Origin of the sequence: Desulfopila sp. IMCC35006 (assembly GCF_005116645.1) — a bacterium.
Taxonomy (GTDB): Bacteria; Desulfobacterota; Desulfobulbia; order Desulfobulbales; family Desulfocapsaceae; genus Desulforhopalus_A.
The window spans coordinates 502,966-514,672 of the sequence record NZ_SWCM01000002.1 but is presented as its reverse complement, the minus strand read 5'-3'; the positions used below and the strand labels follow the sequence as shown (position 1 = coordinate 514,672).

The following is an 11,707-nucleotide window of genomic DNA, read 5'->3' as shown; positions in this document are numbered from 1 at the left end:
AGGCGAGGAGCAAGGCATCGCGTGGAAATGGAAGCAGCCGAGCAGTTGCGGTTTGATCGGGAGCATATCTGGCATCCGTATACCTCAATCGATAACCCACTGGAAGTGTTTCTTGTAGAATCGGCAGAGGGGGTCAGAATTCGCTTGCATGACGGACGTGAGCTGATCGATGGAATGGCCTCATGGTGGTCGGTGATCCACGGCTACAATAATCCTCATCTTACCAAAGTAGTTCAAGACCAGGCCGCAAAACTGGCGCATGTTATGTTTGGTGGGCTGACGCACCAGCCGGCCATACAACTCGCACAATTGCTGATTGCCAATACGCCTGCGGGCCTGGAACGGGTTTTCTTCTGCGATTCCGGTTCGGTGGCGGTGGAAGTCGCCATGAAAATGGCGATCCAGTATAACTATGCCAAAGGGATTTCCGGGAAGAATCGCTTTTTAACCATTAAAGCCGGCTATCACGGTGACACCTTTCATGCCATGTCGGTCTGTGACCCTGTCAGTGGCATGCATCAGATCTATCAGGGGATTCTTCCCGAGTATTTTTTCGCCGACATGCCCCGGTGCCGTTTTGCCGGCGACTGGGATGAGGCGGATGTACTTTCGCTTGAAAAACTACTGGAAGAAAATCACTCCACCATCTGTGCGGTCATTTTGGAACCTATTGTCCAGGGGGCAGGCGGGATGCGTTTTTATCATCCGCAGTATCTGCGCCGGGCTCGAGAACTGTGCGACACATATCAGGTTTTATTGATTGCCGATGAAATAGCCACCGGGTTTGGCCGGAGCGGGGAGCTGTTCGCCTGTAATCATGCCTCAATTTCACCGGATATACTGTGCCTGGGCAAAGCCCTGACCGGTGGCTACATGACCCTGGCCGCTGTTCTGGCGACTGCTGAGGTCGGCCATGTGATCTCCCGGGGCGAGCCCTCCGTTTTTATGCATGGGCCCACTTTTATGGCCAATCCGCTTGCCTGCAGTGTGGCCGTTGCCTCCATAGAACTCCTCCTGGCATCCGACTGGCAAAGCAACATTGGTCGCATTGAGGCGGAATTGAAAAAGGGTCTTGAACCGTGCGGGCCTTTGGCTGGGGTGAAAGAGGTACGTGTTCTCGGCGCCATTGGTGTGGTCGAACTCGATCGTCCGGTGAATATGGCCAGGATCCAACAAAGATTTGTCGACAACGGGGTCTGGGTCCGTCCTTTCGGCCGGCTGGTCTATGTCATGCCGTCTTATATCATCGATAATCAGGATCTGGGTTTTTTGACCGGAGCTATATGCCGGGTCGTGGAGGCAGAATTATCGGTATGAGTAATTTTTACGAACAATCTCTGCAAAAACTGCTGGCCGAGGGCAGGCTACGGGAGTTTAAACCGCTCACCGGCCGGAGCGGCTGTCGTATTGACTATCGCGGACGGCAGATGCTCAATCTTACCTCCAACGATTATCTCGGGCTGGCTGGCGATAAGCGGCTGCATGAAAAATTTTACCGCACTATGACCGGTGGCAATCTGCTCGACGATTTTGGTCTCGGCGCCGCTTCCTCGCGTCTTCTGACCGGCGACAGCATCCGGTCGCACCAGCTGGAACAGACTGTGCGGGAAACCTATAACAAAGAGGCCTGCCTGCTTTTCAATTCAGGGTATCATGCCAATATCGGTATCCTGCCGGCCCTGCTTGGCAAAAATGATCTTATCCTGTCCGATAAGCTGAACCATGCCTCCATCGTGGACGGCATGCGCCTGAGCCTGGCCCGGCACAAACGCTTCCGGCACTGCGACTACGCGCATCTTGCCGAGCTGCTGCATAAATTTCGGAAGGATTTTCACAAGGTCATCATCGTCAGCGAGTCGGTTTTCAGTATGGATGGAGATGTCGCTGATATAGCCCAGATCGCCCGCTTGAAAGCCGAATACGATTGCCTGCTCTATCTCGATGAGGCACATGCTCTTGGACTTTATGGACCTCAAGGTCTTGGCATGGCCGAGGAACAGGGGCAGCTGGATGCCGTTGATCTTCTGGTCGGCACCTTTGGCAAGGCCCTGGCTTCAGTCGGCGCCTTTGTTCTCTGTTCTGCGGTGCTGCGTGATTATCTCATTAACCATAGCCGGTCCCTGATATTTACCACTGCCCTGCCGCCGGTGGTCCTGCACTGGGACCATTTTATTTTCCAGGAGATGCTGCATCGAAGTAGCGAAAGAAGTGGACTCAAAACACTGTCAGCCCAGCTGCGGCAGAGTCTGATCAGCCATGGGTTACGGACCGACGGAGCGACGAATATTGTTCCGGTACTGCTAGGCGATGACAGTCTGGCAGTGGCATTGGCGGAGTCCATGCAGGAGCGTGGCTATCTTATTTTTCCCGTCAGACCGCCGGCGGTCCCCGAGGGGACGGCACGATTCCGGCTGTCGCTCACCGCTGATATGCACTGGACGGATATTGCCGGGGTAGCTGAAAATATTGCTCAGTTGATGCCGCATTTTATCGCATAAGTTAAAGGATAAAATGAAAGCAGCCTGGCTCCATAAGAACGATCGACCGCACCTCATCATCTTCTGCAACGGCTGGGGAATGGATGGTTTTCCCTTTCAATCGCTCAGTTGCGTGGATTACGATGTGTATATGCTCTATGATTACCGCAAACTGGATGGAGCTCCTGATTTTTCGACAATAACCAGGCAGTATTGTCAGATCGTTCTGATCGGCTGGTCGATGGGCGTTTGGGCGGGGCAGAAGCTTTTTGCCGATAGAAGGCATACATTTCACCGGACGATCGCCATCAACGGGACCCTTTGCCCGATTGACGATACGCGCGGTATTCCGGTGCAGGTTTTTGATGCGACAATGGCCGATTTCGGCGAAAGTACCCGCCTGAAATTCTACAAAAGAATGTGCCGGGAAAAAGAGAATTACCGAGCATTTCTGGCCAGGCAGCCGCGCCGTTCTCCTGAAGATCAAGCGGTGGAGCTGGCCGCTTTAAAAAAAACGGTCGATTGTCGTCCGGCTGAAGAATCGCTGTATGAAGAGATCATTGTCGCGGATAAAGATTATATTGTGCCCACCGCCAACCAGTTTCGTTTCTGGCAGGACAAGCAGGTGACGCCGGTCTCCGGGTTTCATTTTCTGTTTAATCTTTGGTCCAGCTGGGAGCAGCTTCTGGCTTGTACCGGGACAACTTCTGGTCCAAGAGGGTAAAATCATTCTCGGATATCATGCTTTGAAAACAACAGATACCTCACAATCGCTGCGTCTTGACAAACAGCTCATCGCTCAATCCTTCCGGGCGAGTGCCGCAACGTATGAAGAAAATGCCACGGTACAGAGGCAAATAAGCCGCCAGCTTGTGACATGTGTCCAGAATCTCAAGTCGTTACATTCTGCACGGATTCTCGAAATCGGCTGTTGCACTGGGATATTGACGGAACTGCTGGTCGGGCAATTGACGATTAACACGCTGTATCTCAACGATATAGTCGAGGAGTTCTGCACAACCACCCGCGAGCGTGTCGCCAGTCGTGTCGTACATGTTGAATCTCTGCCTGGCGATATCGAAAAATGCGTCCTGCCGGAAGGGCTGGACATGATTATTTCCTCGGCTACGTTTCAGTGGATGGCTGATCTGCCGGCTCTGCTCGCCAGAATGCACCAAGCTCTTCGCGCCGACGGATATTTAGTATTTTCGATATTCGGTCCCGGCACCATGGGAGAAATACGTGAGCTGACCGGTCGAGGGCTGTCGTATCATACAAAAGAGGACCTGAGTCGGATGCTGCGCGAGCAGTTTCGCATTATTTCGCTTACGAGCGAGACCCGGCAGGTATTTTTCCCGACGGTCAAGGAGGTGCTGCGGCACATCCGGCAGACGGGGGTCGGCGGGCTTGATCGCACGCAATGGCTGCCAGGCAAGTTCAAGGAATTCAGTCGGCAATATCGCAGCCGTTTTGCAACGGACAGCGGTTTTCCGGTCAGCTATGCGTCGACGTTTGTCGTCGCAGAGAAAATATAGCCAGCAGGAAGACGATGGCGACACCGCGAGTATATTGTATCTCCGGCATTGATACCGATATCGGCAAAACCATTGCCACCGGGCTTCTTGCCAAATCTTTTCGGGACAAGGGCTTCAGGACGATCACTCAGAAAATTGTCCAGACCGGTTGTCTTGGTCTCAGTGAGGATATTGTCCGGCACCGGCAAATTATGGGCATTGAACTGCAGCCGGTTGATGTAAACGGTCTCACCTGTCCCTACGTCTTCCCGGTGCCATGTTCGCCGCATCTGGCAGCCAGACTGGACAAACAGACAATTGACTGCAATGTCATACGCCAGGCCACAGCCTCGCTCCTGGAGCAGTATGAGCTGGTCTTTCTTGAGGGAGCCGGAGGTCTCTTTGTGCCTTTGAACGAAGAGGAGACCTTTATCGATTATCTTGAGATGGAACAATATCCGCTCATTCTGGTGAGCAGTTCCCGGCTGGGCTCGATAAACCACACGCTCGCTGCCCTGGAACTGGCTCGATTAAGAAATATAGAGGTGGCGGCGATCCTGTATAATCGCTTTGGTGGCTCTGATCCGCGGATAGAGCAGGATTCAAGAGAGGTGTTTACCAGATATATGCAAAAAAACGGTTTTGTGGGTCCGGTAATCGATCTTTTTCATCTTGAAAAATATCAGCAAGGTCTGGAAAAATTAGATGTCTGGGACATCTGAAACACACATAACACCAGAGGTAAAAAGTATATGCACAATGGACAGAAGATATGTTTGCGTTGTAAGTATTTTCGGCTGGAAAGCGTTGATGCGGGCCTTTGCCGCGTGGATAAAGATACAGATAAAAACTATCCGGTGATGGATAAGAATGATCATTGTCTCAAATGGCGCGACTGCGGTCAGCAATATTTTATCCGACTGGGCTGGATAAAGGCCAAAACCAACGAATTAGCAGTTTGACAACTACGTTCACCGGTTCAATAGTAACTGCTGGTACATTGACAGTTTCTGCGATGATTACAAGCCAAGTGCCTGGTCTCCGTGCAACTGTTCCGCTGTTTCTATCTTCCATGGTGAATATGTGTTCTTTCTACGTTTCAAGTTCCTGTCCTTTCGTAAAACAACAGCCTTTCTGGCCCTGGTTTTTGCATTAGCCGGTTTTACCGGTACCGCTCTTTCTTCCCCTCCTGATTCCACTTCCGCCTGTCTGTCGACACGCTGGCCTTCCGAGGTGAGCCAATTGGTTCCGGATCCGTCTTTAGTGCGCGGGAAACTGAAAAATGGCTTTCGATATGTCCTGAAGCAGAACCAGGAGCCGGCGCATCGGGTAGCAATGTATCTTGCCGTGCAGGCTGGATCGCTTAACGAAACTGATAACCAGCGGGGATTGGCTCATTTTCTTGAACATATGATGTTCAACGGTTCGACGCATTTTCCTCCAGGCAGTCTGGTAAACTATTTTCAATCGCTGGGGATGAGTTTTGGCGGCGATACCAATGCCCGGACCACCCACGATCAGACCGTCTACAATATTATTCTGCCGAGTGGTTCCGAGAAAGATCTCGCTTCCGGACTGCGCGTAATGGCTGATTATGCCCGGGGGGCTTTGCTGCTTGAGAGTGAAATAGACCGGGAGCGTGGAGTCATCCTGGCCGAAAAACGGGCCCGGGATTCTGCCGAATACAGGACAAGCGTTGCCGGCAGTGATTTTGCTTTTCGCGGAACGCGCTATCCGGAGAGGATGCCGATCGGTACGACAAAGACTCTGGAAGAAGCTGATCATGCTCTGCTTAAATCTTATTATGATGCATGGTACCGACCGGATAATATGGTCATAGTCGTTGTTGGCGATATAGATCCGCAACGTACCGCAGATCTCATAGACAAACATTTCTCGCCACTTACGCCGGCAGGCCCGGCGCCCGAATGCCCTGCTTTTGGCAAACTGCAGCAAAAAGGAGTCGAAGCATTTTACCATTATGAGCCGGAACTAGGCAAAACCAACGTATCTATCCAGAGTGTCTGGGATCTGCCGCTGGAAAACGATTCTCTCGAATTAGAAAAAAAAGAGTTGCTCGGTCTAATGGGTTCGATGATTGTCGACTACCGGCTTCAGCGGATACAGGAAAAAGCCAAACCACCCTTCGTCCGTGCCGGTTATTACTCCGGTGATATCGTCAACCGTATCGGCTATGCATCCCTTGTCGCCCAGGTCGGTGGCAGCCATTGGCAGGAGACCGTGACTGCGTTAGACCGGATCTTGCGTCAGGCCTTAGTGTATGGATTCTCAAAGGATGAGGTCGAACGGGCGAGAAAAGAAATTCTGGCCCAGCTGGACGCCAGGGTCCTGACAGCTGACTCGGAAGATTCCCGAACAATTGCCAACAGGATTATCGATCATCTGGGTAATAATCGAGTCTATCAGTCTGCCACACAGGAAAAAGAGTTGTATGGGCCTCTTACCAGGGAAATTACTCCTGCCGAGGTGAATGCGGCTTTTCAGGAGAGATGGAGCCATAACAACAGGTTGATCTCGGTGACCGGCGATATCGCCCTGGGCGATACGGGCAGAGCAGAGATTGCATCTCTTTACCGGGAAGTGACGAAGGAGCCGGTAATTGCCTCGATCAGCGAGCAAAAACAGATATTCCCTTATTTACAACCGGCGCCTCCCAGTGGGCCTCCGCAAACAAGTTACCTCAAGGACATTCATGTTGAACGACTGGTATTTCCCGACGGCCTGGTCGTTAACCTGAAAAAAACCCCCTTTGAAGAAAACAGAGTACGGGTTAAAGCGGTGTTTGGTTTAGGTAAAATGAAAGAACCTGTACCAGGTGTGGGCATGTTTTTAGAGGATGTGGTTAATGGCTCGGGGAGTGGGAGTCTCAGTCAATCGGCGATGGATGAGGTGCTGGCCAGCAGCTCGATACAGATGGCATTTAAAGTTGACGAATCTGATTTTTCCTGGACCGGCACTGCACTGGCCAAGGATTTCGAGCTTTACAGTCAGGTCCTGTACCACCGTCTTGTCGATCCCGGGCTTCGTGAAAATATTTTTACCAGAGCAAGAAAAAACTATGAGCAGATGTATCAAAAGATAAGTCAGGATATTGAGGGGGCGATGCCGCTTGCGGTCCAGCCGTTTTTAGCCGATTATAATAAACAATTCGGCCTGCCGCCCTGGTCGGATGTGGCCCAGGTGAATTTCACCTCCCTGCAGAAATGGGCCTCTCCTCTTCTCCGACCGGGAGACCTGGAAATATCCGTAGTGGGTGATTTTGACCGGGACAAGATCGTTGCCGTGCTGACAAAATATTTTTCGGGTCTGGCCCTGCGTCCCGCCAAAGTCCCTGACTTGCCTGAGCTGCAATTTCCTGCCGGTAAAAAACTTGTCGTTAAAGTTAACACCTCGGTCGAGAAGTCTTTGATCGTCATTGCCTGGCCGACTGACGATTTTTGGGATATTCATAGAACCAGACGATTGCATCTTTTGGCCAGTGTGTTTGGTGATAGATTGCGGGAGGTCATCCGGGAGAAATTAGCTGCCAGCTATTCGCCCAATGTTGCCAGTTTCAGTAGTCGTGATTTCCAGGGCTATGGCTATATCATCTCCCAGGTGCTGGTTAAACCGGGGACTGAAAATGCCATCGTCGCGGAGATATGCCGAATCAGCGAGCAATTGCAAAAAGAGGGTATTACCAACGATGAACTGACTCGTGCCAAGGGACCGCTCCTGACGTCGCTGCAGGAAAATATCCGTACGAATCAGTACTGGCTGAATTCTGTGCTGGCGCTTTCCGTGCGCTACCCGCAGCAATTAGTATGGCCGGATACAATTATCAGCGATTTTTCCTCGATCAGTGTTGCCGACGTCAATGAACTGGCTGCCAGATATCTGCATAATGATCGTGCTGCGATAGCGAGGGTGACACCGGAAGATGTAGATGTGCGCAAAGGTAAGGGCAACTTGGCTTTCAGTAAAAAATAATAACCGGGACCTCCTAAAGATATTTTATGGCCTGGAAGTTACTGGCTTAAGTTGTTATGGTTTTATTGCAGGCGGGGATCGACGGACTTGAAGGAAAAGGAAAGACAGGCAATTGTGCGGCAAGAAATGGATGGGGGAGGGATTGCTATGCATTTGACGAAGACTGACAATGACCGGAAAACGAGGAACAGAACCTTACAATCCGGTCAACACCGACGAAAATATCGTCGTACTCTTATTCCGGATTTTACAGGAGACCTGGCCGATGGCCGGAAAGTAGTTGGCGGCCTTGTCGAAAACATTTCCCCCGGTGGGTTTGAGATCACCAACCTGCCCAAATCGTTTACCGCCGAAAAACACCACTACACGACTGTTCTTTCCGGTGGCGGCAAACATTATAGAATGCTGGTGAAGCCTTGCTGGAGCAGAAAAAAAGGTGCCTACCATAGGGACATCGGGTTTAAAATACTCGATGCCCCATGGCAGTGGCTGGAGCTTACCATGCGAAAAAACCGTATATGAAGTAAAACTACCAGCTCAAATACTCGAGGCATTGTGCATAAACGCCACGGGGGTCGTCCACAGGCAGGATCTGCGCCAATTGGCGGGTGACAGTTTTCTGGAATTGCGCGACGGCTGGTATCTGGCTTCCCTGTATGTTCGCCAAAAACGCTTGTCCGGTAGTCAGAAACTGCAGAAACTGATCTTTGATTGACTCTGGCAGGCGGATATATTCCGTGGCATACTCCTGCAGGTTGGCCAGTTGGGCCGCGGCATCAATGGCTTCGTCAAGGGAACCCAGATTATCGACCAGGCCAAGGGTCTGCGCGGTCTGGCCGTCATAGACCCGACCTTCGGCGAGTTCGGCGACCTTGCGTTTGCTCATATTTCTGCCACTTGCGACTATCTGCAGAAATTGATCGTAGTTGTAATCGATTGTCTGCTGAATAGCATTCTTGAGCGGTTCCGGCAGAGGCTGGGTGATATCGAGTCCCGCTGCCAGTGGCGTAGTTCCAAGACCATCGCGATACACCCCGAGTGCAGCTAAAGTGTTCTCGAAGGTTGGGATGGCTCCGAAAATACCGATGGAACCGGTAATTGTTGCCGGAGAGGCCCATATCTCATCAGCATCAGCGGCGATCCAATACCCACCTGAGGCCGCAACGGCGCCCATCGACACAACAATTGGTTTACCGCTTTTTTTGAGTTCGAGCAGCTCCTGGCGGATTACTTCAGATGCAAAAGCGGAACCTCCCCCCGAATTAATGCGCAGGACCAGTGCCTTGACTGGTGTGCTTTCCCGGGCATTCTTGATAAGTTGTGCCAGCGAATCACCGCCAATCATGCCCGGGGGTTGTTTTCCCGGCAGAATTGCGCCTTCGGCAATGATAAGTCCCACCTTTGATTGTTCCGTATTGCCCCCCTGGTATGATGGGGTAAGCAAGTTAAGATAGTCAGCCGATGCCAGTATTTTGGCCGGGCCGGCAGCTTTCGGATTGAGCGAATCCAGGTATGCAGCGGCTTCCTGTCTGGTGGCAATCTGATCCACCAGGCCGGTTGCAAGGGCCAGTTGGGCGGTATTGCCGCCGGTGGAATGGAGGGCTGCGGCTATATTGCCAGTGTAGTGCTCAATAGCCTCTGGAGAAATATGCCGTTGCCTGGCTATATCGTTGGTATACACCTGCCAGAGAGCCGACAGCCACACTGTATTCTGCTGTTGATCGGCCTGTGACATTGAGTTGCGGGTAAAAGGTTCAAGGGCGGATTTATACGTACCTACCTTGAATACATTGTAGTTGACCTTAAGCGTATCCAGTGCGTCCTTAAAATAGAGGTGATAGACACCGAAGCCGTGAATATCGACGCCGCCCATCGGGTTGACCATGATTTTGGTCGCATACGCCGCCAGATAGTACTGGGCCTGGGTGTAGTAGTCTTCTGCGGCAATCACGCTCTTGCCGGTTTCTTTAAAGCGTTCGAGGGCCTCGCCAATGGTCTGCAGCTGGTTCAGGCCTGCATGAGACATATCTTTTAAATTGAGAAGCAAGACGGCGATTCGATCATCTGCCGCACCGTTATCGATAACATCGAGAATGTCCTGCAGGGCCGTTTCAGGTTCCGGAACATCCATATTCAACGATTCGCCAAAGAGTCTTTCAAAAGAACCGAGCAGTTTTTTCTCCTCGACGATATCACCGGAAATATCCAATCTGAGTACCGCCCCGATGGGGATTTGTTGTACTTCTCGGGGTACGAATGCAAAAATTATTGCTGCCGCGGCGAGGAGCAGCAGCCCGTTGAACAGTACGTTTCTGATGAAGGTAAAAAATTTGCCGATATATTTAAATAGGTTAACTATAAAAAGAATGATATTTTTCATGGTGTGTGTGAAGACTCTTTTAGTGACTTAGAAATAAGAAATAAAGTCGTATCAGCAGCATCTGGTCAAGGATAACAATAATATAGATAAGTATAACCGGTTACAGGCTGCCCTGCTGCATAAAAGGAAGGACCAGCTGGCGGGGTATCCTTTTGTTGCCGGTAAGTTTTGAGATGGAGAGGCCAAGCAGTCGGACTTTTGCGGCGCCCACCCTGGTCGTCGCGAGCAACCCTGGGACCAGAGAAAGAATACCGGCACTTGAATAGATCGGCGCCTGGACGGTTTGCGACCGGGTTATCGTGGTGAAATCATGGTACCTGACCTTAAGGGTGAGTGTGTAGCCGCCGGTTTGTTTCTTCTTCAGCGAATATTCAATCTGCTCGGCGAGATGAGACAGGATAGTGTGTATTTCATTCTTATCATTGGTATCGCAGCAGAGTGTCGTTTCACTGCCGATCGATTTCCGTTCCCGAGTCGGCTCAACGGGCCTGTTGTCAATGCCGCGAACAATGTCATACAGAAACAAACCCGTTTTGCCAAAATGGCAGACGAGCGTTTCTTTATCCATCCGGCGAAGATCATGCCCGGTTTTAATGCCCAGGCGCAGCATTTTTTTTTCGGTAACTTTGCCCACTCCGAAAAACCTGCGAATAGGCAGCACTGAAAGAAAGTCGACAGCTTTCTCCGGAGGAATTGTCGTGAGCCCGTTTGGTTTCTTAAAGTCCGAGGCAACTTTTGCTAAAAATTTATTAAAGGAAACTCCGGCTGAGGCGGTCAGGTGCAATTCCTCGAAGATCTCGGAGCGAATTCTTTGCGCGAGTATCGTGGCGGATGGATGATTCTGGTTGTTTGTCGTTACATCAAGAAAGGCTTCGTCGAGGGACAGCGGTTCGACGAGCGGGGTGAAACGACGAAAAATAGCCATCAGCTGCGTTGAAATTTCCCGATATCTGTCCATTCTCGGCTTGGTAAAAATTGCCTGCGGACAGAGCCGTATCGCCTGAGAGCATGGCATTGCCGAGTGGATTCCAAAGCGGCGCGCTTCATACGAGCAGGCGGCGACGACACCTCTGCTTTCTGGTCTGCCTCCGACAATCAGCGGTTTCCCCTGGAAGGCTGGTGTATCTTTTTGCTCGATGGACGCAAAAAATGCATCCATGTCGATGTGCACGATTTTTCGCTTACTGTACATTTCTTAATGGGATGACAACCAGAAAACAGGTATTGGGTACGTGTAGTTATTGATATCCATATTGGCCTTTTCAGGAAAATTTTACGACATTTTTTCGCCTTGTGGACATTATTTTATCTGATTACCCCTCAAGCTCAGCTTGTCGAAATGGAAG

General features: G+C 51.1%; 10 protein-coding genes. 8 read left to right on the top strand and 2 right to left on the bottom strand.

The genetic code is table 11. The features are described 5' to 3' along the window. Nucleotides 1–27 precede the first annotated feature (27 nt). From bioA to FCL47_RS06145, 8 genes are all read left to right on the top strand, one after another. The gene (gene bioA, locus FCL47_RS06180; RefSeq protein ID WP_136812640.1) at nt 28–1,317 is read left to right on the top strand and encodes an adenosylmethionine--8-amino-7-oxononanoate transaminase; all 1,290 of its coding nucleotides are present in this window, start codon (nt 28–30) and stop codon (nt 1,315–1,317) included. Next, on the top strand, nt 1,314–2,498 hold the full coding sequence (locus tag FCL47_RS06175) for an 8-amino-7-oxononanoate synthase (RefSeq protein ID WP_136812594.1): 1,185 nt from the start codon (nt 1,314–1,316) through the stop codon (nt 2,496–2,498). Before bioA ends, FCL47_RS06175 begins: the two co-directional genes overlap by 4 nt. 13 nt (nt 2,499–2,511) lie before the next feature. Then, complete coding sequence (locus FCL47_RS06170) at nt 2,512–3,201, top strand: DUF452 family protein (RefSeq protein WP_136812593.1); 690 nt, start codon at nt 2,512–2,514, stop codon at nt 3,199–3,201. Nucleotides 3,202–3,223: 22 nt separating this feature from the next. Next, on the top strand, nt 3,224–4,012 hold the full coding sequence (gene bioC, locus FCL47_RS06165; protein WP_167496387.1) for a malonyl-ACP O-methyltransferase BioC: 789 nt from the start codon (nt 3,224–3,226) through the stop codon (nt 4,010–4,012). A gap of 14 nt (nt 4,013–4,026) precedes the next feature. Next, complete coding sequence (gene bioD, locus FCL47_RS06160) at nt 4,027–4,713, top strand: dethiobiotin synthase (RefSeq protein ID WP_136812591.1); 687 nt, start codon at nt 4,027–4,029, stop codon at nt 4,711–4,713. A 30-nt stretch (nt 4,714–4,743) separates the two neighbouring features. Then, nucleotides 4,744–4,953 (top strand): hypothetical protein, encoded by a 210-nt coding sequence (locus tag FCL47_RS06155; RefSeq protein WP_136812590.1) that lies wholly within the window; start codon nt 4,744–4,746, stop codon nt 4,951–4,953. 121 nt (nt 4,954–5,074) lie between these two features. Further along, entirely contained in the window at nt 5,075–7,981 is a 2,907-nt protein-coding gene (locus FCL47_RS06150) for a pitrilysin family protein (RefSeq protein WP_136812589.1), read from the top strand. A 147-nt stretch (nt 7,982–8,128) separates the two neighbouring features. Continuing rightward, complete coding sequence (locus tag FCL47_RS06145) at nt 8,129–8,503, top strand: hypothetical protein (protein WP_136812588.1); 375 nt, start codon at nt 8,129–8,131, stop codon at nt 8,501–8,503. Between the two features lie 7 nt (nt 8,504–8,510). On the opposite strand, the gene sppA is transcribed toward FCL47_RS06145, so the two are convergent. Together sppA and dinB are read right to left on the bottom strand one after the other, a co-directional pair. Beyond that, a complete protein-coding gene (sppA, locus tag FCL47_RS06140) occupies nt 8,511–10,361 on the bottom strand; it encodes a signal peptide peptidase SppA (protein WP_136812587.1) in 1,851 nt (616 codons plus the stop codon). A gap of 100 nt (nt 10,362–10,461) precedes the next feature. Beyond that, nucleotides 10,462–11,553 carry a DNA polymerase IV gene (gene dinB / locus FCL47_RS06135; RefSeq protein WP_136812586.1) on the bottom strand — a complete coding sequence of 364 codons (1,092 nt, stop codon included), beginning with the start codon at nt 11,551–11,553 and terminating at the stop codon, nt 10,462–10,464. Nucleotides 11,554–11,707: the final 154 nt, after the last annotated feature.

What these genes read in the sequence shown, in the direction of transcription:
- FCL47_RS06170 (WP_136812593.1), top strand. Translation starts at nt 2,512, where the DNA reads ATGAAAGCAGCCTGGCTCCATAAGAACGATCGACCGCACCTCATCATC.
- FCL47_RS06145 (WP_136812588.1), top strand. Translation starts at nt 8,129, where the DNA reads ATGCATTTGACGAAGACTGACAATGACCGGAAAACGAGGAACAGAACC.
- dinB (WP_136812586.1), bottom strand. Translation starts at nt 11,553, where the DNA reads ATGTACAGTAAGCGAAAAATCGTGCACATCGACATGGATGCATTTTTT.
- FCL47_RS06175 (WP_136812594.1), top strand. Translation starts at nt 1,314, where the DNA reads ATGAGTAATTTTTACGAACAATCTCTGCAAAAACTGCTGGCCGAGGGC.
- bioD (WP_136812591.1), top strand. Translation starts at nt 4,027, where the DNA reads ATGGCGACACCGCGAGTATATTGTATCTCCGGCATTGATACCGATATC.
- FCL47_RS06155 (WP_136812590.1), top strand. Translation starts at nt 4,744, where the DNA reads ATGCACAATGGACAGAAGATATGTTTGCGTTGTAAGTATTTTCGGCTG.
- bioA (WP_136812640.1), top strand. Translation starts at nt 28, where the DNA reads ATGGAAGCAGCCGAGCAGTTGCGGTTTGATCGGGAGCATATCTGGCAT.
- sppA (WP_136812587.1), bottom strand. Translation starts at nt 10,361, where the DNA reads ATGAAAAATATCATTCTTTTTATAGTTAACCTATTTAAATATATCGGC.